At 73.3% G+C, this 25,614-nt stretch carries 20 protein-coding genes; 7 read left to right on the top strand and 13 right to left on the bottom strand.

Features of this window, described 5'->3' with window-relative positions; genetic code table 11:
• Nucleotides 1-28: 28 nt before the first annotated feature.
• The 5 genes from J2W20_RS09370 (at nt 29) to J2W20_RS09390 (ending at nt 6,818) form a co-directional block, all read left to right on the top strand.
• Nucleotides 29-1,243 carry a zinc-dependent alcohol dehydrogenase gene (locus J2W20_RS09370; protein WP_307006266.1) on the top strand — a complete coding sequence of 405 codons (1,215 nt, stop codon included), beginning with the start codon at nt 29-31 and terminating at the stop codon, nt 1,241-1,243.
• Between the two features lie 64 nt (nt 1,244-1,307).
• A complete protein-coding gene (locus tag J2W20_RS09375) occupies nt 1,308-1,898 on the top strand; it encodes a DUF3000 domain-containing protein (RefSeq protein WP_307006268.1) in 591 nt (196 codons plus the stop codon).
• 55 nt (nt 1,899-1,953) lie between these two features.
• The gene (locus J2W20_RS09380) at nt 1,954-3,339 is read left to right on the top strand and encodes a ribonuclease D (protein ID WP_307006269.1); all 1,386 of its coding nucleotides are present in this window, start codon (nt 1,954-1,956) and stop codon (nt 3,337-3,339) included.
• A gap of 108 nt (nt 3,340-3,447) precedes the next feature.
• Nucleotides 3,448-4,662 (top strand): thiolase family protein, encoded by a 1,215-nt coding sequence (locus J2W20_RS09385; RefSeq protein ID WP_307006271.1) that lies wholly within the window; start codon nt 3,448-3,450, stop codon nt 4,660-4,662.
• Between the two features lie 8 nt (nt 4,663-4,670).
• Nucleotides 4,671-6,818, top strand: a complete 2,148-nt coding sequence (locus tag J2W20_RS09390; RefSeq protein WP_307006273.1) for a 3-hydroxyacyl-CoA dehydrogenase NAD-binding domain-containing protein — start codon at nt 4,671-4,673, stop codon at nt 6,816-6,818.
• 127 nt (nt 6,819-6,945) lie between these two features.
• Here J2W20_RS09390 and J2W20_RS09395 read toward each other — a convergent pair whose 3' ends face one another.
• The 12 genes from J2W20_RS09395 to J2W20_RS09450 form a co-directional block, all read right to left on the bottom strand.
• Nucleotides 6,946-7,560 carry a hypothetical protein gene (locus J2W20_RS09395; RefSeq protein WP_307006274.1) on the bottom strand — a complete coding sequence of 205 codons (615 nt, stop codon included), beginning with the start codon at nt 7,558-7,560 and terminating at the stop codon, nt 6,946-6,948.
• 73 nt (nt 7,561-7,633) lie between these two features.
• Nucleotides 7,634-9,235: an ABC transporter ATP-binding protein gene (locus J2W20_RS09400; protein ID WP_307006275.1), complete on the bottom strand. Its 1,602-nt coding sequence runs from the start codon at nt 9,233-9,235 to the stop codon at nt 7,634-7,636.
• On the bottom strand, nt 9,232-10,032 hold the full coding sequence (locus tag J2W20_RS09405) for an energy-coupling factor transporter transmembrane component T (RefSeq protein ID WP_307006379.1): 801 nt from the start codon (nt 10,030-10,032) through the stop codon (nt 9,232-9,234). The genes J2W20_RS09400 and J2W20_RS09405 overlap by 4 nt, the downstream gene beginning before the upstream one ends.
• The gene (locus tag J2W20_RS09410) at nt 10,025-10,843 is read right to left on the bottom strand and encodes an ECF transporter S component (RefSeq protein ID WP_307006276.1); all 819 of its coding nucleotides are present in this window, start codon (nt 10,841-10,843) and stop codon (nt 10,025-10,027) included. Before J2W20_RS09410 ends, J2W20_RS09405 begins: the two co-directional genes overlap by 8 nt.
• 104 nt (nt 10,844-10,947) lie before the next feature.
• A complete protein-coding gene (locus J2W20_RS09415) occupies nt 10,948-12,018 on the bottom strand; it encodes a nucleoside hydrolase (protein WP_307006277.1) in 1,071 nt (356 codons plus the stop codon).
• 14 nt (nt 12,019-12,032) lie between these two features.
• Complete coding sequence (locus J2W20_RS09420; protein WP_307006278.1) at nt 12,033-13,010, bottom strand: aldo/keto reductase; 978 nt, start codon at nt 13,008-13,010, stop codon at nt 12,033-12,035.
• Between the two features lie 98 nt (nt 13,011-13,108).
• On the bottom strand, nt 13,109-13,666 hold the full coding sequence (locus J2W20_RS09425; protein WP_307006279.1) for a hypothetical protein: 558 nt from the start codon (nt 13,664-13,666) through the stop codon (nt 13,109-13,111).
• On the bottom strand, nt 13,663-14,289 hold the full coding sequence (locus J2W20_RS09430; protein ID WP_373457993.1) for a DUF402 domain-containing protein: 627 nt from the start codon (nt 14,287-14,289) through the stop codon (nt 13,663-13,665). Before J2W20_RS09430 ends, J2W20_RS09425 begins: the two co-directional genes overlap by 4 nt.
• Nucleotides 14,286-16,274, bottom strand: coding sequence for a 1-deoxy-D-xylulose-5-phosphate synthase (dxs, locus tag J2W20_RS09435; RefSeq protein ID WP_307006280.1), 1,989 nt, complete (start codon nt 16,272-16,274; stop codon nt 14,286-14,288). Before dxs ends, J2W20_RS09430 begins: the two co-directional genes overlap by 4 nt.
• A 178-nt stretch (nt 16,275-16,452) precedes the next feature.
• The gene (locus tag J2W20_RS09440) at nt 16,453-19,278 is read right to left on the bottom strand and encodes an aconitate hydratase (RefSeq protein WP_307006281.1); all 2,826 of its coding nucleotides are present in this window, start codon (nt 19,276-19,278) and stop codon (nt 16,453-16,455) included.
• Between the two features lie 165 nt (nt 19,279-19,443).
• Nucleotides 19,444-20,814, bottom strand: a complete 1,371-nt coding sequence (locus J2W20_RS09445; protein ID WP_307006282.1) for a class I SAM-dependent RNA methyltransferase — start codon at nt 20,812-20,814, stop codon at nt 19,444-19,446.
• Entirely contained in the window at nt 20,811-22,784 is a 1,974-nt protein-coding gene (locus J2W20_RS09450; protein WP_307006283.1) for an APC family permease, read from the bottom strand. Before J2W20_RS09450 ends, J2W20_RS09445 begins: the two co-directional genes overlap by 4 nt.
• Before the next feature lie 56 nt (nt 22,785-22,840).
• Between J2W20_RS09450 and J2W20_RS09455 the strand changes: the two genes are divergently transcribed.
• On the top strand, nt 22,841-23,515 hold the full coding sequence (locus tag J2W20_RS09455; protein WP_307006284.1) for a potassium channel family protein: 675 nt from the start codon (nt 22,841-22,843) through the stop codon (nt 23,513-23,515).
• A complete protein-coding gene (locus J2W20_RS09460) occupies nt 23,512-24,243 on the top strand; it encodes a potassium channel family protein (RefSeq protein ID WP_307006285.1) in 732 nt (243 codons plus the stop codon). Before J2W20_RS09455 ends, J2W20_RS09460 begins: the two co-directional genes overlap by 4 nt.
• 9 nt (nt 24,244-24,252) lie before the next feature.
• Here the strand turns inward: J2W20_RS09460 and J2W20_RS09465 are convergent, their stop codons facing one another.
• Entirely contained in the window at nt 24,253-25,569 is a 1,317-nt protein-coding gene (locus tag J2W20_RS09465; RefSeq protein ID WP_307006286.1) for a hypothetical protein, read from the bottom strand.
• Nucleotides 25,570-25,614 lie beyond the last annotated feature (45 nt).

The following is a 25,614-nucleotide window of genomic DNA, read 5'->3' on the forward strand; positions in this document are numbered from 1 at the left end:
CGGCCCGGCCGCGGGTAGTACCCGGACCATGAAGGCAGTGGTCTGGCATGGCATTGGCGATATCCGACTCGACGACGTTCCCGAGCCCACCCTCAGGGACCCCCACGACGCCATCGTGCGGATCACCCGCTCGGCGATCTGCGGCACCGACCTGCACATGGTGCGCGGCACGATGTCCGGGATGCGGGAGGGCACGGTCCTCGGCCACGAGGCGGTGGGAGTCGTCACCGAGGTGGGCGACGCGGTGCGCGGCTTCAGCCCCGGCGACCGGGTGCTGGTCAACTCGACAATCTCCTGCGGGGCGTGCCGGTACTGCCGCATGGGGCACACCGCCCAGTGCGACGTCGCGAACCCGAACGGCCCCCAGGCGGGGACGAGCTTCTTCGGCGGCCCCGAGATGACGGGGCCGGTGGACGGCCTGCAGGCCGAGTACGCGCGCATCCCGTGGGCGCAGAACACCCTGCATCCGCTGCCCGACACCGTTTCCGACGAGCAGGCGATCCTGCTCTCCGACATCTTCCCGACGGGGTGGTTCGGCGCCGAGCTCGCCGGCGTGCGCCGGGGCGACGTCGTGGCCGTCTTCGGGGCGGGGATCGTCGGGCAGTTCGCTGCCGCGTCCGCGTTCAAGCAGGGCGCAGCGCGGGTGATCGTGGTGGACGGAGAGGAGACGCGCCTCGCCGCCGCCCTCGCCCAGCACTGCGAGATCGTGGACTTCAATGCCGAGGACCCCGTCGAGGCGATCCGGGAGCTGACGAACGGGATCGGCGCCGACGCGGTGATCGACGCCGTCGGAGTCGACGCGGAGCGTCCCAAGCGCGGACCCGCGGCGCCGCCGCAAGAGCAGGCGGAGGCGTTCGACGCGGAGGTGCGGCAGATTGCCCCGGACGCCGCGCCGCGGGGCGAGCACTTCAAGCCCGGCGACGGTCCGTCCCAGGCGGCACGATGGGCGGTCGAGGCGGTCGCGAAGTGCGGGCGGATCGGCATCATCGGCGTGTACCCGCCGCAGGTCGGGCAGTATCCGATCGGGCAGGCGATGAACAAGAACCTGACGATCCGGATGGGCAACTGCGACCACCACTCGGTCACCCCGCCCCTGATCGACATGGTGGCCGCCGGTCAGTTCGACCCGACCGCGCTCATCACCGAGCACGAGCAGCTGGGCTCGGCCATCGGCGCGTACGAGGCGTTCGACCTGCGCGAGCCGGGCTGGATCAAGGTCGAGCTGGCCGCCACGCAGGGGTGAGCGGGGCGGCCGCCCCGGCGTGCCGTTCCTGCCCGGGAAATGGGCGCCAGCGTACTCTGGGACCGTGACCGCACTAGCACACCTGCCTGCGGACTTCTTGACAGCCCTCCGCTCCATGCGGAGCGCCACGGGCATGCTCCGCCAGGGAGACTTCCGCCTCGAGGAGATCCCGGCACCCGCGAGGCTCGCTCCCTACGCCGTCGCCCTCGAGGCCGACGTCCGTGACGGGGACGAGGAGCTCGCCACCGGCCGCTTCATCCTCCTCCACGACCCGGAGCCCCCGGCCGTCTGGGACGGGACCTTCCGCGTCGTGACCTACATCAGGGCCCAGCTCGAGCCTGAGATGGGCAACGATGCCCTCCTCGGCTCCGTGGCCTGGACCTGGCTCGTCGAGGCCCTCGAGAAGCACCACGCCCGCTACACCGCCGCCGGCGGGACTGCCACGCGGGTCCTCTCGGAGAGCTACGGGACGCTCGCCGACCGGCACGACACGATCGACATCGAGCTGCGCGCCTCCTGGACCCCGGACGGCCCGGACCTCCGTGACCACCTCGAGGCCTGGTGCGACATGGTCTCCACCTTCGCCGGGATCCCGCCGCTGCCGGAGGGTGTGGCTGTGCTGCCGCGGCGCCGGCGCAGGGACGATCCCCGCTGAGCCGGCGTCCCTCGAGGCGGGGCGCCGCGGGCGGCGGCGATAGACTGGCGACATCATGACCGCACAGCCCCACGACGCCACCGGGACGGGATCGGGCAGCGGACCCGACCAGGGCCCGGAAGCGACCCAGGTCCCCCCGCCCGCCACGACGACGCCGGAGAACATCCTGGTGGAAGGCTTCGGGGTCCCGGTCCCCGCGGTCATCCAGCTCGACGAGCCCCGCGACGGCGTTCCCCTCGTGATCTCGACCCAGGAGGGCCTGCAACGGGCCGCCGCCTCCCTCGCCCGGGGCACCGGGCCCGCCGGAGTGGACGCCGAGCGCGCCTCCGGATTCCGCTACGGCCAGCGCGCCTTCCTCGTCCAGATCCGCCGTGAGGGGTCCGGGACCTGGCTCATCGACCCGGAGCCCTTCGAGGACCTCGCCATCCTGAACGACGCCCTCGCGGGGGTCGAGTGGATCATCCATGCCTCCACGCAGGACCTCCCCTGCCTCTCGGAGCTCGGCATGTGGCCGGACCGCCTCTTCGACACCGAGCTCGCTGCCCGGCTCGCGGGCCTACCCCGCGTGGGGCTGGCCGCCGTCGTCGAACAGCTCCTCGGCTTCAGCCTCGCCAAGGAGCACTCCGCGGCGGACTGGTCGACGCGGCCCCTCCCCGAGCCGTGGCTGCGCTATGCGGCCCTCGACGTCGAGGTCCTCGTGGAGCTGCGGGACGAGCTCGCCGACCTGCTCGAGTCCCAGGGAAAGCTGGAGTACGCGGCCGAGGAGTTCGCGGCGATTCTCGCCGCCGGCGTGGCCGAGCCCAAGGCCGATCCGTGGCGGCGCACGTCCGGGCTGCACCAGATCCGCGACCGCCGCCAGCTCGCCGCCGTGCGCGAACTCTGGCTCGAGCGCGACGCGCTCGCGGAGAAGCGGGACATCGCTCCCGGCAAGCTCATCCCGGACTCGGCCCTCGTCGCCGTGGCCCGGGAGATGCCCGCGACCGTGCCCCAGCTCCTCGCCACCAAGGGCTTCCACGGGCGCGCCGCCCAGCGCGAGGCGCCGCGCTGGCTCCGTGCCGTCGCCGCCGCCCGCCGCCTCGACGCGGGCGAGCTGCCGCCCCTGCACCTGCCGAGCTCCGGCCCGCCCCCGCCCCGTGTGTGGGACGACCGCGACCCCGAGGCCGCCGCGCGGCTCAAGACGGCCCGGCCGCGGATCGCCGCCCGCGCCGAGGAGCTCGGCATGCCCACCGAGAACCTCCTCACGCCGGACCACCTGCGCCGCGTCGCGTGGCGCCCGCCGGAGCCCCTCTCGCCGGACACGCTCGCCGACGCCCTGCGGAGCCTGGGTGCCCGGCCGTGGCAGATCGCCGAGACCGTGCCGCTCCTGCTGGAGGCATTCACGCACCCCCGTCCGCCCAAGGCGGCCGCCGGGGCCAGGACAGCAGCCTCCGGGCGCGACTGAGGGCCGGCTCCCGGGCCGACCGGGGTGCCGCCTTTGCAGACCAAGTTACTGCTCAGTAACATGACTGTGAGGGCGGTCACCGCCCGCCAGAGACCCAAGGAGCTGCCCATGTCCAGCAGGCACATCCGGGACGTCGTCTTCGTTGACGGCGTCCGCACCCCGTTCGGCAAGGCCGGAGAGAAGGGGATCTACCACGGCACGCGCGCCGACGACCTCGTCGTGAAGACCATCCGCGAGCTGCTGCGCCGCAACCCGTCCCTCCCGGCCGAGCGCGTGGACGAGGTCTCCATCGCCGCGACCACCCAGACCGGCGACCAAGGCCTCACCATCGGGCGCACGGCCGCGCTCCTCGCGGGCCTGCCCCGCTCGGTGCCGGGCTTCGCGGTGGACCGCATGTGCGCCGGCGCCATGACCGCCGTGACCGCCACGGCGAGCGGGATCGGCGTCGGCGCGTACGACGTCGTCATCGCCGGCGGCGTCGAGCACATGGGCAATCACCCCATGGGGCAGGGCGCCGACCCCAACCCGCGCTTCATGTCGGAGCGCCTCGTCGACCCGGCGGCCCTGAACATGGGCAACACGGCGGAGAACCTGCACGACCGCTTCCCCGCCATCACCAAGGAGCGCGCCGACACGTACGCGGCGGCCTCCCAGGCCAAGCTCGCTGCCGCCTACGCCGACGGCAGGATCCAGCCCGACCTCGTGCCCGTCGCCACCCACCGGCCCGGCGAAGGGTTCGGCCTCGCAACCACCGACGAGCCCCCTCGCCCCGGAACGACCATCGAGGACCTCGCGGCCCTGCGCACCCCGTTCCGGCCGCACGGGCGCGTCACTGCCGGCAACGCCGCAGGGCTCAACGACGGGGCCACCGCCTGCCTCCTGACCTCCGCCGAGACCGCCGAGGAGCTGGGCCTCGCCCCGAAGATGCGCCTGGTCTCCTATGCGTTCGCCGGCGTCGAGCCGGAGATCATGGGCATCGGGCCGGTGCCGTCCACCGAGAAGGCCCTCGCCAAGGCCGGCCTCACCATCGGGGACATCGGCCTGTTCGAGGTCAACGAGGCGTTCGCCGTCCAGGTCCTCAGCTTCCTCGACCACTTCGGCATCGCCGACGACGATCCCCGCGTCAACCGCTACGGCGGCGCGATCGCCGTCGGGCACCCCCTCGCCTCGTCGGGCGTGCGCCTCATGACCCAGCTCGCGCGCCAGTTCGCCGAGGACCCCGGCGTCCGCTACGGCATCACCACCATGTGCATCGGCCTCGGCATGGGGGGCACGGTCATCTGGGAGAACCCCCACCACGCCGACTACGGAAAGGGCGAGTGAACACCGCCATGACTGCCCAGTCCACCTTCGACGCGTTCTCCACGCTCGCCGCCCAGGTGCCCGACGAGATCGTCACCCACTCGCTCGTCAACGAGGTCGAGGTCAGCGCGGGCGGCAGGTCCTTCCGCATCGCCCTCATCACCCTCGACAACGGCCTGGACCACGCGAAGCCGACCACCCTCGGCCCCCGGACGCTCATCGAGCTCGGCCGCACGCTCGAGGGCCTCCGCGACCGTGCCGCCGCCGGGGAGATCCACGCCGCCGCCGTCACGGGCAAGCCCTACTTCCTCGTGGCCGGCGCGGACCTGACCACCGTCAAGACGCTGCGCGATCCGGCCGCGGGCGAGCAGATGGCCCGTCTCGGCCACGCCGCGTACGACCTGCTGGCTGACCTGGGCGTCCCCACGTTCGCCTTCATCAACGGCGTGGCGCTCGGCGGCGGCCTCGAGATCGCCCTCGCCTGCACGTACCGCACCGTCTCGTCCGGTGCGCAGGGCATCGGCCTGCCCGAGGCCTTCATCGGCCTCGTCCCCGGATGGGGCGGCGTCTGGCGCCTCCCCCGGCTCACAGGGCCCGAGGCCGCCCTGAAGGTCATGATCGAGAACCCCCTGAGCAACAACCGCACGATCGGCGGCCAGGAGGCGTTCCGGCTCGGTGTCGCGGACGCGCTCTTCGAGCCGGCAGACTTCCTCGAGCGCTCGCTCGCCTGGGCCGCGTCCGTCCTCTCCGGCGGGACCGCCGTCGAGCGGCCGAACGCGGTCGAGCCCCGCACCGACCCTGCCGCCGCCGAGCGCTGGGCCGCCGCCGCAGCCGCCGGCAGGGAGTTCGTCGCCGCCAGGACCTCCGACGCCGCCCCTGCCCCCGGCAAGGTCCTCGACGTGTTCGAGGCCGGCGCCGCGGCGACGCAGAAGGAGTCGGCGGAGCTCGAGGTCGCCGCCCTCACCGGGCTGATGCAGACCCCGCAGTTCCGCGACACCGTGTACGCGTTCCTCGACCTCGTCCAGAAGCGCGCCAAGCGGCCCGCCGGAGCGCCGGACGCCAAGCTCGGCCGCCCCGTCACGAAGGTGGGCGTGGTCGGCGCCGGACTCATGGCGGGCCAGCTCGCGCTCGTCTTCGCCCGCCAGCTCAAGGTCCCGGTGGTCATGACCGACGTGGACCAGGCCCGGGTGGACAGGGGCGTCGGCCACGTGCACGGCGAGGTGGACCGGCTCCTGGCCAAGGGCAGGATCTCCCGCGATGCCGCGAACCGCACCAAGGCCCTCGTGACCGGCTCCGTCTCGAAGGCCGAGTTCGCGGACGCGGACTTCGTCATCGAGGCCGTGTTCGAGGAGCTCTCCGTCAAGAAGCAGGTCCTCGCCGAGGTGGAGGCCGTGGTGAAGCCCGAGTGCATCCTCGCGACCAACACCTCCTCGCTGTCCGTGACCGCCATGGCGGAGGACCTCGCCCACCCCGAACGCGTGGTCGGGTTCCACTTCTTCAACCCCGTGGCCCTCATGCCGCTCATCGAGATCGTCCGCGCCCCCGCGACGGACGATGCCGTGCTCGCCACGGCCTTCGTCCTCGCCAGGGGCCTGAAGAAGACGGCGGTGCTGGTCAAGGACGCCGCGGCCTTCGTGGTGAACCGCGTGCTCCTGCGGCTCATGGGCGAGGTCACGGCGGCGTTCGACGAGGGAACGCCTGCCGAGGTCGCCGACAACGCCCTGGCCCCCATGGGCCTGCCGATGACGCCGTTCGTGCTCGCCGAGATGGTGGGCCTGCCGGTCGCCCAGCACGTCGCGGAGTCCCTCCATGCAGCCTTCGGCGACAGGTTCCACGTCTCGGCAAACCAGCAGGCGCTCATCGACGCCGGGGTCAAGGGCCTGTGGACGACCGGGCCGGACGGCCGGCGCGAGCTCCGTGCCGAGGCCCTCGAGGTGCTCTCCTTCGGGCAGTCCCCGTCCACGTCCGAGCAGGTCCTCGCCCGCTGCCAGGACGCCCTCGCGGAGGAGATCGGGCTCATCCTCGCCGAGGGGGTCGTCGCCGGGGCGGAGGACGTGGACCTGTGCATGATCCTCGGTGCCGGCTGGCCGATGCACCTCGGCGGCATCACGCCCTACCTGGACCGGGTCGGTGCCTCCGAGCGGGTCAACGGGACCCCATTCCACCGGGAGTCCTGAGCGCCAGGGACCCCGCAAGGCTGCGCCAGAGACCCCTCAACCGCCCCCACGGTTGCGGGGTCTCTGGCCTTCCGCTGCGGGGTCTCTGGCCGTCCGTTGCGGGGTCTCTGGCCGTCCGTTGCGGGGTTCAGGCGGGTGGGAAGCCCTCGGCCAGGAAGGCGCCCAGGCGCCTGTCGGTGCCGACGAGCGCGTCTTCGCCGGACGCGGCCGCGAAGCACAGGGCGCCCGCCCAGGCACTGCGGACCACGGCGCCGCCATGGGTCCAGTACGACGCCACGCGCTGGCCGCCGGCCGTCACGTCGAAGCGCTCTGCCGCCACGGAGCGCCCCTCGGGGAGGTCGACCGGCTCGGCCGGCGACCGGCGGACCTCGGCGGGCGCGGGCAGCCCGTCCGGCGCCGCCTCCTCCACCCGCCGGTACACGGCGCCCTCGCGGGCGGACGCGGCCAGCTGCGCAACGAGCAGGTACTCCCCGCTCGCCGGGAGCGTGTCGGCACCGAGGTCGGCCTCCTCGCGGCGCGCGCCCTCCTCGAGGCCGCCCGGCTCCTGCCGGTACCGGAAGGCGTGCCAGGTCTCCCCGGACGGGGCCAGCCGCAGGAGGGACTCGGATGCGAAGAGGGTCCCCGCGCCGTCCTCGAACGCGATGCGGGTGGTGAGCAGCTCGCCGTCGAACGTCCGGCACACGGCGCCCCGGTGCACGCCGGCCACCCAGAACCCCTCCCAGCGCTCCCACGCTGCGCCCACGCGTCCTCCTCCTGCTTCCGGGCCGCCGCTGCCGCGCGGCCCGAGATCGACCCTACCGGAACCCGGTCTCACCTCAGGCGGGCACGAAGCGCCCCTCCTCGAGGGAGAGCACGCGGTGCGCGCGGCGCGTCGCCCAGGCGAGGGCATGGGTCGAGAGCACGACGCCGGCCCCCGCCTCCGCGGCCCGCGCCACGACCGCTTCGAGGCGGGCGAGAGCGGGCCCGTCCAGCCACACCGTAGGCTCGTCGAGCAGGAGCACGCGCGGCCGACGCGCGAGGACCGTCGCGAGCGCGAGCAGGCGCTGGGCGGAGGCGGGCAGGTCGTACGGGTGCGCCCCGGCGTCGGCGGCGAGGCCCACCTCCTCGAGCGCGCCGAGCGCACGGGAGCGGGCGGCCTCCGGATCCAGGCGGCGGCGCCCGGGCGCCCGCAGACGCAGCCCGAAGGACACCTCGCGCAGGGCCGTGCGCTCGAAGAGCTGGTCGCGGGGTTCCTGGAACAGGGTCCCCACCTGGTCCGCGACGCGGCCGGCGGGGCTCCCCGCGATGTCTGCACCCGCGACGCGGACCCGGCCGGCCTGCGGGCGCAGCAGTCCGGCGAGGTGCCGCAGCGCGGTGGACTTTCCCGCGCCGTTGGGCCCGGTGAGGGCGACGACCTCGCCGGGGGCCACGGCCAGGTCGGCCCCGTCGAGGACGCGCCGCCCCGTGCCCGGGTAGGCGAAGGCGACCTGCTCGAGAGCCGCGAGCGGCCCCGCCGCTCCCGGGCGGGGGGCCGCGCCGCAGTCCGCGGCCCGGGCCACCGGTCCCGGCCCGGCGGCCTCCTCCTCCCCCGGATCGCGGGCGAGCACGCCCGAGGCGGCGAAGGCGGCGGATGCGAGGACCTCGGCAGGGGTCCCTTCGGCCGCGGCGGTCCCGGCGCGGAGGAGGACCCAGTGGTCGGCGCGCCGCGCGATCGGGTCGGCACAGGCCCCCGCGAGCACCACGGCGGCGCCCCTGGCCCGCTCGGCCGCGATGAGCCGCCAGAGGGCAGCGCTGCCCGCCGCGTCGAGGGAGGCCGTGGGGTCATCGAGGATGAGGACCGCGGGTTCGGCGATGATCGCGCAGGCGAGGGCGAGGCGGCGCTGCTCGCCCCCGGACAGCCCGGCCGGATCCCTGCCGAGCAGGTGTCCGAGGCCCACCGCCTCGGCCGCGCGCGCGGTGCGCTCGCGCAGGGGCCCGCGCGGTACGGCACGCTGCTCGAGGGCGAACGCGATCTCCTCGCCGACCGTGGCGGACGCGCCCGTCAGCAGGTCCCCGGGCCGCTGCGGCACGTAGGCGACGTGCTGCCCCCACGCTCCGAGGCGCAGCCGCGGGTCGTCGGGGCGTCCGCGGAACACCAGCCGTGCGGGACCTCCGCGCCCGCCTCGCGGGCCCGGGGGCACCGCCGAGCCCCCGGCCGGCTGCCGCGCCGCACCCTGGCCGAGCTCGAGGTAGCCGGCGAACAAATTCTGGCCGCCGGCGACGCCCCAGCCGGCGAGGACCCTGGCGAGCGTCGACGTCCCGCTGCCGGAGGCGCCCAGCACTGCCGTGAGGGTGCCCGGCCCGAGCGCGAGCCGGACGTCCCGCAGCACGGGCGGCCCGTCGTCGTACGCGAAGCGCTCCACGAGCGCCGAGAGCACCGGCGTGGCGGCCGCGCTCATCCCCCGCCGCCCGCCGCGGCGGCCGCCCGGGCTGCCCCGGGGACGAGGGCCGCGACCACGAGGGCGGCCGAGACGGCGACGAGGGCCCACCGCAGGGCGCGCTGGGCGGCCGAGTCGGGCTCGTCCACGTACGCGGTGCGGGGGCCGGGAAGCGCCTGGCCCCGCGCGTCGAGGGCCAGCGCGCGCTCCCCCGCCTCGTCCACGAGGGCGAGCACCAGCGGGACGGCCTGCAACCGGGCTGCGAGGACACGGCCGCCGGGCCCGGGCCGGACCACGAGGCCGCGGGCCTCCTGCGCCTGGCGGATTCGGCGCATTCGGTCGGAGACCGTGGCCGCGAGGCCGAGGGCGGAGGCGAGGACGTAGCCGAGCTGCGCCGGGACCCTCCGCCGGACGAGGGCCGCCCGGAGCACCGCCACGTCGGCCCAGACCGAGAAGGCGAGCATCGTGCCGACGAGGGCCGCGGTCCTCAGCACGAACCCGGCGGCGTAGACGAGCCCCTCGACCGTGACCCGGGCCGGGCCCCAGGCGGCGAGCACCGTGGCGCCCTCGGGGAAGAAGAGCCCGTGGATCAGGAACGCCCAGAGTGCGAACGGCGCGACCACGACGGCGGCCGCGGCGGCGACGCGCCGCAGCGTGCCCGCACGGGCGGACAGGGCGGCCGCCACGACGAGCGCTCCGGCCCACACCGCCCAGTGGGTGGCCGCGAGGCACGCGAGCGCCCCCGTCGCGGCCAGTGCGAGCCCCGTGAGCGGATTGAGGCGGCGCCCGGCGGCGGGCGCCGCGGGATGCTCAGGCAGCGCGGGCCGCCTCGGGGAGGCCGCGCCGCGCGAGCACGCGGTGCGCCCGGACGAACTCGAATCGGGCCGTCGCCCGCCGCGGGAGCGCGTAGGCCAGGGCCGCCGCGAGGACGAACGTGACGAGCTTGTCCGTCAGGTCGGAGGCGATCGAGCCCTTCACGACCGAGTCGACGAGGCTGTCCCCGGCGGCCCGGAAGACGGCGATGACGGCCCCGGTCGCGCCGGTGGAGGTCCCGCCGAACACTGCGACGGCCACCGTCGAGCCGATGACCGCGGCGACGGCTCCGGTGACGAGTCCGGCGACGGGGACCCACCAGAACCGCCGGACGGCGCCGATGCGGGCGGCGAGGCCGGCGAGGGCGCCGATGACCGCGGCACCGGCGGCGAACGGGATGAGGGTCGGGTTGAAGAAGGACCACACGATGGTGCTCAGCAGCCCCGTGGCCGCCCCGGCGGCCGACCCGGCGAGGAAGCCGACGAGCACCGTGCCGATCGAGTCGAGGTAGATCGGCACGAGCGTGGTCCCGACGAACTGGCCGAGCACGATGTTCAGCACGAGGGCCACGGGGATGAGCGCGAGGGTCGTGGTGGGCAGGGTGGGCAGGATGCCAGCGAAGAGGAGGACGGTCGCGATGCCGTAGCCCGTGAGCGCCACGAGGGCTGCCGACGCCGAGGGCGTGTCCACGGGCTCCGCGGGAGAGGTGGCCACGAGGTAGATGAACGTCGCGAGGATGGCCGCGGCCCCAAGGACGATGAGGACCGTCCTGAGCGGGGAGCGGCGCGGGGCGTCTTCTGTCAGGGGGTGCGACATGGCCAGGGCACGTCCTTCACGGATGCAGCGGTTGCGGAAAGTGGATTGCCTCCCGCCTATGTCACCTCGGCGGTCGCCCCCGGGCGGGCCGGGGCACAGAAATTCTAGCCCACCCGGCGCGCGAGGGCGCCGAGCGAGGCGATGAGCTCCGCGAACGCCTCCTCGGGGTGGTTGGCGCTCACGATGCGCGCCGAGGGGGGCTCCTCCCACAGGCCCCGGTAGTCGGCGACCGTGGTGCCCAGCAGGCGCGGCGCCCGGGTCTCCACGTGCACGGCGGCCGCCCGCGCGGCGTAGCGGGCCGTCCCGGCGGCCACGCTGGCGGCGAAGTAGTCGTGGATGTGCGCCACGTAGCCCTGGTCGTAGAGCCGGTGGAACTCGAAGTAGAAGCGCAGCATGTCGCTCACGTGCCGCACGAGCCGGTTCGAGGCGGTGGAGCGCTGCCCCTGGGGCTGGTCGGGAAGCACGAGCTCGGGCTCGCTGCAGCCGGCGGCCTCGGCCAGGGCAGCCAAGTGGCGCGGGTGCATCTCGATCCGTTCGGTGGTCTCGAGCGCGCACACGGTGGGCAGCCGGTCCTCGGGCTGGCCGGAGAACGCCGCGAACACCTCGGCGGCCGCGTGCGGGTCCACGTGCGTGTTCCACTCGGCGGTGGGCGTCGTGTTGCCCTGGTAGTAGTAGGCGCCGCCCATGATCACCACGCCCGCGAGCAGCTCGGGAAGGCGGGGCTCGGCCCGCAGGGCGAGGGCGAAGTTGGTCAGCGGGGCCGTGATGAGCGCCGTCAGCTCGCCCGGGCGCGCGCGGGCCGCCTCGACCCAGAGGTCGACCGCGTCCCGGGCCTCAGGGGCCCGGTGCGCCGCGGGCAGCTCGGCGTAGCCGATCCCCTGCGGGCCGTGCGTCTCCGGGGTCGTGACGAGCGGGACCTCGAGGGGCCTGCGCGCCCCGATCGCCACCGGCACGTCCGGCCGCCCGCACAGCTCGAGGAGGGCGAGGTTGTTCGCCGCGACCTGGTCGGCGTCGACGTTGCCCGGGGTGCTCGTGACGGCGACGAGCTCCACCTGGGGCTGGCTGCACAGGTAGAGCAGGGCGAGCGCGTCGTCGATCCCGGTGTCGCAGTCGAGCAGGACCGCCCGGTGCGGACGGCCCGGCTCGTGGGCCACCGGGCGGGAGTTCTCGTGCACGGGCTGCGGTGACCCTAGAACAGCGCGACGCGCGGCGTCTTGGGGAAGATCTCGTCGAGCTCGGCGAGGTCCTCGGCGCTCGGCTCCCACGAGGCCGCCTCGGCGTTCTGGCGGATCTGCTCGGGCCTGGTGGCGCCCGCGATGACGCTCGCGACCGAGGGCTGCGCGGCGAGCCACGAGAACGCGACCTCCAGTTCCGTCAGCCCGCGCTCCTCGGCGAACGCGGAGAACTTCTCGAGCTGGTCCCAGTCGGCGTCGTGGACGAGGTTGGTGCGGGTGTGGGACAGCCGCGAGCCCTCGGGGGCGCTGCCGCGGGAGTACTTGCCGGTGAGGAGGCCGTTCGCGAGCGGAAAGTACGGCAGCACGCCGAGGCCGTACGCCTCGGCGGCCTCCGTGACCTCCAGCTCCGCGCGCCGGTCGAGGAGGTTGTAGTGGTTCTGGCTCGAGATGAACGGGGTGAACCCGCCCATGCGCGCCGTGAACTCCGCCTCCGCGATCTGCCAGCCGGTGCGGTTCGAGTGCCCGATGTAGCGCACCTTGCCCTCGCGCACGAGGTCGTCGAGCGCCGAGAGGGTCTCCTCGATCGGGGTCTCGACGTCCGGGGTGTGGTACTGGTACAGGTCGATCCAGTCGGTCCCCAAGCGGCGGAGGGAGGCCTCGACCGCGGTGCGGATGTAGCGCCGCGAGCCGCGTGCGCCGAAGTCCCTGCCGTTCGCGCCGTGCATGTCCATGCCGAACTTGGTGGCGACGACGACGTCGTCGCGGCGGCCCTTGAGCGCCTTCCCGAGCATCTCCTCGCTCAGGCCGGGCGTGCGGCCGTAGACGTCGGCGACGTCGAAGAGGGTGATGCCGGCATCGATCGCGGCGTGGACGACGGCGTCGGTGCCCTCCTGCGTCTCGGTCGGGGTGTTGGCGCGGCCGAGGTTGTTGCACCCGAGGCCGACGGTCGAGACGGTCAGGCCGGAGTGGCCGAGGCGGCGGTAGTCAGTCATGGGGCCAGACTACCCGTGCCGCGGGCGCCGCCCCGGGAAGAGCGACCGGAGATGGGCGCCCAGGGAAGGGTGCCCGGGGATGGCGGGCGAGGGCGGCCTCAGAGGGAGAAGCCGCGGACGCCGGCGGGGGCGTGCTTGAGCTTGAAGGCATCCGGATCGCCCAGAGGGGCGACGGCGACCGAGAGCTTCGTGTAGTCGCTCGTGGCCTCGCGCAGGCACGTCTTCACCGCCGCAACGGCCTTCGCCGGGTCGACGCACGTCGCGAAGACGTTGAGCCGGCCGTTGCCGATGGCGCTGCCCTCGACCGTCCCGAGCCCGCGCCAGGCCAGGTGGGCCGAGAGGGCCTGCACGGCCTGCCGCTCGAGGGCCCGGTCCCGGTCGGTGCCGTCGGCCGTCTTGAGCGCGAACTGCGCCACGACCCGCCACAGGTCATCGTCGCCGATCGGGGCGTAGCCGTCCTGCCCGCACTGGGCAGCGAAGGCGGCCATGAGGCCCTCGGCGGCGGCAGCGTCGACGTCGTGCGTGGCCTCCGTCGCGGACTGGTGGCCCACCACGCCGTGGTTCACCACGAACTGGCCGCCCTCCTCGTCGTGCCACGCCTCCCGGAACTCGAGCGTGCCGTCGTCCCTGCGCCGGTAGACGCGCGCGTAGCTCATGGGTTCTCCTTCCGTCCCAACGCCATCCAGGCGTCGGCGATGCCGTCAAAGGGGCCGGTGCCCTCGAGCACGGCCCGGTGCAGCCGCGCGCATTCGGACCGGACGGCGGCGACCAGCCCGTCCGGGTAGGCCATCGTGGCCGAGTGGTCCGCGAACTCGTCCTCGTCGTCGACGAAGACCCCGTGGTGGGCCGTGCGGATCACGTCCAGGTCCATGTCGACCATGTGGAACTCGACGACGCCGGGGTGCCCCTCCCCCGCCGGGGCGCCGATGCGCTGCCAGGCGAGGTCCCACGCGAGGTCCACGTAAACGCGGAAGCCGCCGGGGTTGGTGTCGTCGTAGAAGGTCGCGGCGTAGCCTCCCGCGCGCGGGATGAGCAGGACCGCGTCCGAGCGGGTGTGGAGCGCGGCCCCGGGGCGGGAGATGAACTCGCCGCGCCCCTGGTACACCCACCAGCCGTGCTCGTCCTCGCCCAGCGCGAAGCCGGGGACGACCCAGTGGGCGGTGCCGTCCCATTTGCGGTTCCTGGCGGCGACGAGCTCGCCCGGGCGCGGCGCGCCGGCCGGCGCGGGCGGCTGGATCGGCCACGCTCCGCGGGCCGCTCCGGGTGCCGGACCGCTCACAGCTGGGGGAGCGTGCCCGTGGTGGGGGCAGCCTGGCCGGGCAGCGGCCGCGCGAACGGGACCTTGGTCCCGAGGACCTGGGCCACGATGTCATGCGCCACCTGCTGGGCCGTCAGGCCGACCCGCGCGAGCACCTGCGACCGCGAACCGTGGTCGAGGAACTCCACCGGGAGCCCGACCTCGTTCAGCGCCGTGTCCACGCCGACGGCGCGCATCTCCTGCCGGATCCTCGAGCCGACGCCGCCCGCACGGACCCCGTCCTCGAGGCACACGACGATGCGGTGGCGGGCCGCGAGGCGGATGATGCTCCGCGGCACGGGCAGCACCCAGCGGGGGTCCACGACGGTGGAGCTGATCCCCTGGTGGTCCAGCCGCTGGGCGACCTCGAGCGCGAGGTCGCTCATGGCGCCGACGGCCACGAGCAGGACGTCCGGCCCGGCCTCGCCGTCGGCCTCGGCGTCGTGGCCCGTGCGGGCGAGGACGTCGACGCCGTCGTCGAGGCGCTCGAGCGCCTCTGTCTCGGCCCCGACGGTCCCCTTGGAGAAGCGCACGACCGTCGGGGCGTCGTCCACCGCGATCGCCTCGCGGAGTTCCTCGCGCAGGCGCGTCGCGTCCCGCGGCGCGGCCAGGTGCAGCCCGGGGACGCTCTGGACGAGGGCCATGTCCCACTGGCCGTGGTGGCTCGCGCCGTCGGGGCCCGTGACCCCGGCGCGGTCGAGCACGAGGGTGACGCCGGCCTTGTGCAGCGCCACGTCCATCAGGAGCTGGTCGTAGGCCCGGTTGAGGAAGGTCGCGTACAGCGCCACGACGGGGTGGAGCCCGCCGAACGCGAGGCCGGCGGCGCTCGTGACGGCGTGCTGCTCGGCGATGCCGACGTCGATCACGCGGTCCGGATGCCGCTGGGCGAACGTGGCCAGGCCGACCGGGATGAGCATGGCACCGGTGATGCCGACGACGTCCTCGCGCTCGTCGGCGATCGCCGCAATCTCCTCGGCGAAGACCGAGGTCCACGAGGGCCCGGAGCCGGGTCCGGTGGGCTGTCCCGTCTCGGGGTCGATCACGCCGACGGCATGGAACTGGTCGGCCTCGTGGTTGCGGGCCGGGGCGTAGCCGTGGCCCTTCTCGGTGATCGCGTGGACGATCACGGGGCCTGCGAAGTTCCTGGCCGTGGCGAGCGCCTCCTCGAGCGCGCGCTGGTCATGGCCGTCCACCGGGCCGACATACTTGAGCCCGAGGTCCTCGAACATGCCCTGGGGGGCCCACCAGTCCTTGATGCCCTTCTTGGTGGCGTGCAGGCCCTTGTACACGAACTGGCCGACGGGACCGCCGTTCTGCAGCCGCTTCTTGGCGACCTCGAGCATGCCCTCGTAGGCCGGCGCGGTGCGGACCTTGTCGATCGCCGTGCGCAGGGACGCGAGGTAGTCCGCGAGGCCGCCCACCGTCGGGGCGTACGAGCGGCCGTTGTCGTTGACCACGATCACCACGCGGCGGTCCTTGTCGGAGGCGATGTTGTTCAGTGCTTCCCAGGCCATGCCGCCGGTGAGGGCTCCGTCGCCGACCACGACCACGGTGTAGCGGTCGCCCTCGCCCGTGAGCCTGCGGGCGCGGGAGATGCCGTCCGCCCAGGACAGGGAGGAGGAGGCGTGCGAGGACTCGACGATGTCGTGCTCGCTCTCGGCGCGGGAGGGGTAGCCGGACAGGCCGCCCTCCTGCCGGAGGGTGGAGAAGTCCTTGCGGCCGGTCAGCAGCTTGTGGACGTAGGACTGGTGCCCGGTGTCGAAGATGACGCTGTCGTACGGGGACCGGAAGGTGCGGTGGATCGCGAGCGTGAGCTCGACCACGCCGAGGTTCGGCCCGAGGTGCCCGCCGGTCTGGGCGACATTGCGGATCAGGAACTGCCGGATCTCCCCGGCGAGGTCCTCGAGCTCGGCGGGGCCGAGGCGGGCGAGGTCCTTCGGCCCCTCGATGGAATCCAAGATGCCCAAGGGCGACTCCTTGCTCGAAACGTGCACGAACCACTGTAACGCCTCCGGGCACGGGAGTGTTTCCCTCCCTACCCGCGCGTAGGCCGGAGGGGTGCAGGGCCGGACACGGCGGAGGGCCCCACCGGATGGTGGGGCCCTCCTTGCTGCCGGCCTGCGCCGGTGCTGTCGCCGTGGGGCGTCAGCGCGCCGAGATCTGGCGCAGCACGTACTGCAGGATGCCGCCGTTGCGGTAGTAGTCCGCCTCGCCGGGGGTGTCGATGCGCACGACGGCGTCGAACGACTTCTCGGAACCGTCCTCCGCCGTGGCGGTCACCTTCACCGTGGACGGGGTCGTGCCGTCGTTGAGGGCCGTGATGCCCTGGATCGAGAACACCTCGTTGCCGGTCAGGCCAACGGTCGCGGCGGACTCGCCCTCGGGGAACTGCAGCGGCAGGACGCCCATGCCGATGAGGTTCGAGCGGTGGATGCGCTCGTAGCTCTCGGCGATGACGGCCTTGACGCCCAGCAGGGCGGTGCCCTTCGCGGCCCAGTCACGCGAGGAGCCGGAGCCGTACTCCTTGCCAGCGATGACCACGAGCGGCGTGCCGGCCTTCTGGTAGTTCATGGCAGCGTCGTAGACGTAGGCCTGCGGGGCGCCGTCCTGCGTGAAGTCCTTCGTGAAGCCGCCCTCGACGCCGTCGAGGAGCTGGTTCTTGATGCGGATGTTCGCGAAGGTCCCGCGGATCATGACCTCGTGGTTTCCGCGGCGCGAGCCGTAGGAGTTGAAGTCCTTGCGCTCCACGCCGTGGGCCAGGAGGTACTGGCCCGCCGGGGTGTCCGACTTGAAGGAGCCGGCCGGGGAGATGTGGTCGGTCGTGACCGAGTCGCCGAGCTTGAGCAGCACCCGGGCGCCGTCGATGTCCGTGACGGGCTCCGGCTGCGCCTTCATGCCCTCGAAGTACGGGGGCTTGCGGACGTAGGTGGAGTCCTCCGCCCACTCGAAGGTGTCGCCGGTGGGCGTGGGCAGGGACTGCCAGCGCTCGTCGCCGTCGAAGATCGTCGCGTAGGACTTGGTGAACATGTCCTGGTCGATCGAGGCGTCCATGACCTCCTGGACCTCGGCCGGGTTCGGCCAGATGTCCTTGAGGAAGACGTCGTTGCCGTCCTGGTCCTTCCCGAGCGGGTCGGATTCGAAGTCGAAGTCCATGCTCCCGGCCAGGGCGTAGGCGATCACGAGCGGCGGGGACGCGAGGTAGTTCATCTTCACGTCCGGGTTGATCCGGCCCTCGAAGTTGCGGTTGCCCGAGAGCACCGCGGTCACGGCGAGGTCGTTGGACTGGATCGCCTCGGAGATCTCGGCCTCGAGCGGGCCGGAGTTGCCGATGCACGTGGTGCACCCGTAGCCGACCGTGTAGAAGCCGAGCTTCTCGAGGTACGGCACCAGGCCCGACTTCTCGTAGTAGTCCGTGACGACCTTCGAGCCCGGGGCGACGGAGGTCTTGACCCACGGCTTCGACGCGAGGCCCTTGTCCACGGCGTTGCGGGCGAGCACGGCGGCCGCGAGCATGACCGAGGGGTTCGACGTGTTGGTGCACGAGGTGATCGAAGCGATCGTGACAGCACCGTGGTCGAGGTCGAACCTGCGGCCGTCCTCCATCGACACGGAGACCGGCTTGGACGTCCGGCCGGCCGCACCATGGGCCGCGGAGTACACCGGCGGCTCGCGGTCCGAGTCCGTCACGTGCGAGGCGCCCGTGGTGAAGGAGGGCGCGTCGGACGCCGGGAAGGTCTCCTCGAGCGACTCGTCGAGGGAACCGGCGTCGGCCTCGTGGGCGACGTAGTTCAGCAGGTCGTGGCGGAACTCGTCCTTCGCCTCGCTGAGCACGATGCGGTCCTGCGGGCGCTTCGGGCCGGAGATCGAGGGGACCACGGTGGAGAGGTCGAGCTCGAGGTACTCGGAGAAGCGCGGCTCGCGGGACGCGTCGTGCCAGAGGCCCTGCTCCTTGGCGTAGGCCTCGACGAGGGCGACGTTCTCCTCGGAGCGGCCGGTCAGGCGGAGGTAGTCGAGCGTGACGCCGTCGATCGGGAAGATCGCCGCCGTGGAGCCGAACTCGGGGCTCATGTTGCCGATCGTCGCGCGGTTGGCGAGCGGCACGGCCGCGACGCCCTCGCCGTAGAACTCGACGAACTTGCCCACCACGCCGTGCTTGCGCAGCATCTCGGTGATCGTGAGCACGACGTCGGTCGCGGTCGCCCCGGCGGGGATCTCGCCGGAGAGCTTGAAGCCGACCACGCGCGGGATGAGCATGGAGACCGGCTGGCCGAGCATCGCGGCCTCGGCCTCGATGCCGCCGACGCCCCAGCCGAGCACGCCGAGGCCGTTGACCATCGTGGTGTGGGAGTCGGTGCCGACGAGGGTGTCGGGGTAGGCGCGCAGCTTGCCCTCGACCTCGCGGGTCATGACGGTGCGGGCCAGGTACTCGATGTTGACCTGGTGCACGATGCCCATGCCCGGGGGGACGACCTTGAAGTCCTCGAAGGCGCTCTGGCCCCAGCGCAGGAACTGGTACCGCTCGCCGTTGCGCTGGTACTCGATCTCCATGTTGCGCTCGATCGCGCCGGCGTTGCCGAACACGTCGATCTGGACCGAGTGGTCGATCACGAGCTCGGCCGGGGCCAGCGGGTTGACCCGCGTCGGGTCGCCGCCGAGCTCCTTGACAGCCTCGCGCATCGTGGCGAGGTCGACGACGCAGGGCACGCCCGTGAAGTCCTGCATGATGACGCGGGCGGGGGTGAACTGGATCTCGGTGCTCGGCTGGGCGTTCTCGTCCCAGCCAGCCAGGGCGCGGATGTGGTCCGCCGTGATGTTCGCACCGTCTTCGGTGCGGAGAAGGTTCTCCAGGAGGACCTTGAGGCTGAACGGGAGGCTTTCGGCGCCTTCCACAGAATTCAGCCGGAAAATTTCGTACTCGGTTCCGCCGACGTTCAGGACGCCTTTGGCTCCGAAGCTGTCCACAGTGCTCAATGCAGGACTCCTCTCGCAACACTGCCATCTTTGTCCCGGCCTCGCGGGCGGTGCTAGTTAGGCATGCCTAACCGCAGGGCCCTCCGCACACCGGGGCCATCGCCGCCCATCCTAGTTCGCGCAGGCCCGGCGGGCGACGGTTGCCCGCGGAGCGATGCCGCGGCCCTAGGCGCGTGGAGGCGTGAGCCGGGCGACGGTCTCGACGTGGTGCGTCATCGGGTAGAGGTCGAACGCCCGGAGGCCCTCGAGCTGCCACCCCGCCTTCCGGAACCAGCCGAGGTCGCGCGCGAACGACGCCGGGTCGCAGGCCACGTAGGCGATGGCCCGGGGCGCCGCCTCGACGAGCTGCTGCACCGCCTCCCGCCCCGCGCCGGCCCTCGGCGGGTCGAGGACGACGGCGTCGAACGCCCCCGCGCCGCCGTGCCGGCGCAGCACCCGCTCCACCCGCCCCTGCACGACGACGACCTCGGGCCGGCGCTTGAAGGTGCGGCGCGCGTCGCGGCTCGTGCCGGGGGCGCCCTCGACCGAGAGGACGTGCCCCGAGGGCCCGACGGCGTCCGCGAGGGGCGCGGTGAAGAGGCCTGCCCCCGCGTAGAGGTCGGCGGCCTGCCCGCCCGGGGCGAGCGCGCCGTCCAGCGCCTCGACCGCCGCGGTGACGAGGGTCTCCGGGGCGTAGCGGTGGATCTGCCAGAACCCCTCCCCCGTCACGGTGTAGTGGCGGCCGAGGACGCGCTCGGAGACGGCGCCGCGGCCCCTCACGGTGAGGGGCGCCTTGCCGGCGTCCTGCCCCACCGCGCTGGCCGAGACCTCGGGCGCCAGGCGGGCGAGGACGTCGGTGAGCCGCGAGGGGGCCACCCCGTCGGCGAGGGTGAAGACGGCCAGCGGCGCGGAGCCGCAGGCGGGGGCCGCGATCTCGAGCCGCTCGACGCCGTCGAGGTCGAGCTCCCACAGGCGCAGCCGGTTGATCTCCTCGGTCGCGAGCGGCATGGGGCCGACGGGGACGAGCGTCTCGGAGCGGTGGGCGTGCATCGCGAGCCGGCCTTCGGCGGTGACCGAGAAGCTGCAGCGCGTGCGCCACGCGAGGCCGCCGCCGTCGTCGTCCGAGCCCTCGCGGAGCGGGACCGGCTCGACCTCGACGTCCAGCTCGAGGCCGGCGAGCCGTTGGAGCTGCTCCCGGATGACCGCGGCCTTGAGCCGCCGCTGCTCGTCGAGGGCGATGTGGCCGAACTCGGCGCCGCCGACCGGGGGGCGCCCGGCGCGGTGGGCCAGGAGCGAGTCGGCGAGGTCCCACACATGCTCGCGCCGGTGCGGCGAGGGTTCGAGGACGTCGACGACGTCGGCGCGCCAGAAGGTCGCCTCGGGTGCGGCGTCGGTCAGTTCGGCGCGCACGAGTTCGCCTGGCAGGCCGTGGCGGACGAACACGACCCGGCCCTCGTGCCGGGCCACCATGTGGCCGCCGTGCGCCACCGGCCCGAGGCGCAGCTCGAGGGTGCGGCCGGCGGCGTTCTCCTGCGCGGTTCCGGGGGACGTGGTCACAGCTCCTGCAGCCTCCTGGCCTCTTCACTCGACTTCAGCTGCCACGGGACTGACGCCACCATGACGCCCGGCTCGAAGTGGAGCCGGGCCTTGATCCGCAGGGCGGTCTGGTTGTGCACGAGCTGTTCCCACCACTTGCCCACCACGTACTCCGGGATGTACACGACGATCAGGTCGCGCGGGGAGTCCCGGCGCATGCCGTGGATGTAGTCCATGAGCGGGGTGATCGTCTCACGGTAGGGGCTCGCGAGCACGGTGAGGGGCACGGGGATCTCGAGCTTCTCCCAGTCCGCGACGGTCTGGGCGGTCTCCTCCGGGCTGATGTCCACCGTCACGGCGTCGAGCCTCGACGGCCTCGAGGCGCGGGCGTACGCGAGCGCCCGCAGCACGGGCTTGCGGATGTGGGAGACGAGCAGGACGGCGTGGACCCGGCTGGGCAGCGCGCGGGCCGAGGCATCGTCGCCCACTGCGAGCTCGCGCGCGACGTTCGTGTAGTGGGCGTGGATGCTCCACATGATGAGGAAGATCACGAACATCGCCAGCAGCGCGATCCAGGCGCCGTGTTCGAACTTGGTGATGAGGACGATGACGAGCACGGTGGCCGTCATGGCGAAACCGATGCCGTTGATGATGCGGGAGCGCTGCATGCGCACGCGCACGCCGCGGTCCTTGACCCGCTTGAGCTCGCGCGTCCAGTGCCGGATCATGCCCAGCTGGCTGAGGGTGAACGAGACGAACACCCCGACGATGTACAGCTGGATGAGCCGGGTGACGTCGGCGTCGAACGCGACGATGAGGACGATCGCGCCCGCGGCGAGGGCGAGGACGCCGTTGCTGAACGCGAGCCGGTCGCCGCGGGTGCGCAGCTGGCGCGGCAGGTAGCCATCCTGGGCCAGGATCGAGCCGAGCACGGGGAAGCCGTTGAAGGCGGTGTTGGACGCGAAGACGAGGATCACGCCGGTGGCCGCCACGACGATATAGAAGGGGATGCTGCCGCCGCCGAAGACCGAGTCGGCAATCTGCCCGATGACCGGCGTCTGGATGTAGCTGCCGGAGAGCGGCCTGCCGTCGAGGAGGAGCTCGCTCGCGGGATCCTGCACGAGATGCACGTGGGTCGCGTTGGCGAGGAAGATGATGCCTGCGAGCATCGACGCGGCGACGGCCCCGAGCAGCAGGAGAGTCGTGGCGGCGTTCCTGCTCTTGGGCGGGCGGAAGTTCGGCACGCCGTTGCTGATCGCCTCGACGCCGGTGAGGGCGGCGGCGCCGGAGGAGAAGGCCCGCAGGAGCAGGAAGGCGCCCGCGATCCCCACGAGCCCCTGGTCGAACTCCGGCGAGGCCACGATGGTGAAGTCGGCGCTCTGGGAGGGGCGCAGCGTGCCCGTGAGCCACTGCACGAAGCCGACCGCCGTCATCCCGAGGATGGAGAGCATGAACAGGTAGGTCGGCACAGCGAAGACCGTCCCGGCCTCCCGGATGCCCCTCAGGTTCACGAGGGCGAGGACCACGACGGCGGCGACCGCGATGACCGCCTGCGTCCCGTGGAGCGAGGGCACGGCGGTGGTCAGGTAGGACGCGGCGGAGGAGATGGACACCGCGACGGTGAGGACGTAGTCCACGAGGAGTGCGCTGGCGACGGTGAGGCCCGCGAAGCGGCCGAGGTTCTCCGTGGCGATCTCGTAGTCGCCGCCGCCCGACGGGTACGCGTGCACGTTCTGCCGGTAGGAGGCCACCACCGTCACGAGCACGAGCATGACGGCGATCCCGACCCAGGGCGAGAAGGACACGGCCGAGACTCCGGCGAGCGCGAGGGTCAGGAGGATCTCGTCCGGCGCGTAGGCGACGGACGAGAGCGCGTCCGAGGCGAAGATCGGAAGCGCGATGCGCTTGGGCAGCAGCGTGTGCGTGAGCCGATCGTTGCGCAGAGCGCGGCCCACAATCACGCGCTTGACCGCATTGAGAATCGTCAGCACCCTGACACGTTATGCGACAACCGCGGGCGGTGTCATCGCGCGGTAGATTGGGGGCCATGGCGCACTACGTGATCATGGGCTGCGGGCGTGTCGGCGTGACACTGGCCCACACCCTCGAGGACTCCGGCCACTCGGTCGCGATCATCGACCAGGACGACCGCGCCTTCCGGCGCCTCCGCCGGACGTTCTCCGGACGCAAGGTCACGGGCATCGGCTTCGACCGGGACACGATGAGGCAGGCCGGCATCGAGGAGGCCTACGCCTTCGCCGCCGTCTCGAGCGGGGACAACTCGAACATCCTCGCCACCCGCGTCGCCAGGGAGACGTTCCACGTCCAGCACGTCGTGGCCCGCATCTACGACCCGGGCCGCGCCGAGATCTACCAGCGCCTGGGCATCCCGACCGTCGCCGCCGTCCGCTGGAGCGCGGACCAGGTGCTGCGCCGGATCCTGCCCGAGTCGGGCGTGGCCGGCGACTTCCGCGAACCCTCGGGCCGGCTTGTCCTCTCGGAAGTCACCCTGGACCCCTCGTGGCTCGGGCGCCCGCTGGCCTCGATCGAGCGCGCGGCGGGGGTGCGGGTGGCCTACATCACGCGCTTCGGCGAGGGCGTGCTGCCCACGCCGGCGACGGCGTTCCAGGAGGGCGACACCGTGCACGCCATGATGGACATCTCCGACGCCGCCGAGGTCTCCCGCATCCTGTCCGCTCCGCCCGCGAAGGAGTCCGAGTGAAGGTCATCATCGCAGGGGCCGGGAGCGTGGGCAGCTCGATCGCCCGCGAACTGCTGGCGCACCGCCACGAGGTCCTCCTCGTCGACCCCAAGCCCGAGGTGATCGGCCGCAGCGGCCTGCGGGGGGCGAAGTGGCTCATCGGCGACGCGTGCGAGCTCTCGACGCTCAAGGAGGCCCGGGTCGACGAGGCCGACGTCGTGGTCTCCGCCACAGGCGATGACAAGGTCAACCTCGTGGTCTCGCTGCTCGCCAAGACCGAGTTCGGTGTGGGCCGCACCGTGGGGCGGGTCAACAACCCGAAGAACGACTGGATGTTCGACGGCTCCTGGGGGGTCGACGTCGCGGTCAACACCCCGCGCCTCATGACGGCCCTCGTGGAGGAGGCCGTGGAGATCGGCGACGTGGTGCGCCTGCTGACACTGCAGACCGGCGTCTCCTCCCTCGTCGAGTTCACCGTTCCCGCGGACTCCCATGTGGTGGGCCGGACCGTGGGGCAGATCGACTGGCCCGAGGACTGCACGCTCGTGGCGATCCTGCGCGACCAGAAGCCGCTGGCCCCGAGCCGCGACGACGTCGTAGACCACCGCGACGAGCTGTTCTTCATCTCCACGATCGCCGCGGAAGACGAGCTGCGCCGCCTGCTCGCCCCGCAGACGGAGTCGGCCGGCGAGGGCCAGATGCGCCCGGCCGAAACGGGCGAGGACGAGGACGACGCGTTCGACGGCTGAGTCGCGCAGCTACCCGGCGGGCGCCGGCGGCACGGGCGGGACCGCGGGCGGAGTCCTCGGCGGCCGGGTGCCCCTGGGCGCCCTGGGCCCCCCGCGGACGAAGCGCCGGTACCCCACGAAGAGCACGACGGCGACCGCCACGGCGAGCGCGACGAACACGACCCCCTGCTCCCCCGCGACCGCGGCCGGCGCCACCCCGGCGACGAGGGTGAGGAGGCCGCTGACGAGGAGGGCGTTGCCCACCGCGGGCGTGCGGCGCTCGAGCACGAGGCTCGCCAGGAGGAGCACGACGGCGACGACCGTGGCGCTCAGGCTCACCGTACGGAGCCAGTCTGCGGACGGCCCGGCGTTCTCGGGGGCGGGGTAGAACGCGAAGAAGCCGACGAAGAAGACCACGACGCTGAGCGCGCCGACGGCGACCGGATGCAGCACCGCGAACACCTTCGACCCCGCCCGCGAGCCGCCCGCTGGGACGGCTGCCGGGGACGGCCGCCTGCCGGCGAGCCGGACGTGGCCCGCCGCGAGGGCGCCGAGGAAGCCGAGGACGCCGGCCGCGACCGAGGCCATCGAGGTCTTCGGGCTGATCGCACCCGCCGAGGCCACGACCGAGGTGACGATCCCGCCGAGGATCAGGGCGTCGGCCGGGATGGACGCCCGGCGCAGCAGCGCGAAGCCGCAGGCGACCAGCGCCGCCGCCGCTGCCGTGGCGATGAGCCCCGAGTCCCGCCCATAGGCGGCCAGCACGTCCGGGTAGCCCGGACCGGTGTAGCCGGGCACCAGCGGCGGCGGGTAGAAGGCCTGCAGGCCGAGCGAGACCACCGAGGCCGCAAGGGGGGCGGCCGCGAGCGGGAACACGACCGCGAGCGCGGGCTCGTCCGCGGCCCCCTCGCGGTACTCCCCCGCGCGGCGGACGGGCAGCAGGCCGGACTGGCGCAGGGCCAGGGCCGCGAGCGCGAGGACCAGGCCGGCGCCCACCGCCGCGAAGGCGGGCGCGGAGGCCAGGCCGGGCCCGGCCCCCGAGCCCCGCGCTGCGGCATAGAGGAGCGTGAAGACCCCGCCCAGCAGGAGGCCGTCTGCCAGTGCCGCGGCGCGCGCAGGGAGGAGCGAGCCGGCCGCGAGCAGGACGGCTGCGAGGACGGACAGGATCGCGGCCGCGACCCGCTCGTAGGCCTGGAGCGAGGCGATGTACGCCTCGTACGGGGCCTCGTAGCCCGCGGAGGGCGACTCGGGCTGCGGGTAGGCGGCCTGGAGGCCGAACCCCAAGAGGAGTGCCAGCAGCACGCCCAGGAAGACGGGGAAGACGATGCGCAGCGCCTTGTTCTCCACGCTCCGACGTTACGCCGGCAGCGGGACCTGCCCTAGGGGCTTGTG

It is taken from the genome of Sinomonas atrocyanea, assembly GCF_030812675.1.
GTDB lineage: Bacteria > Actinomycetota > Actinomycetes > Actinomycetales > Micrococcaceae > Sinomonas > Sinomonas atrocyanea_B.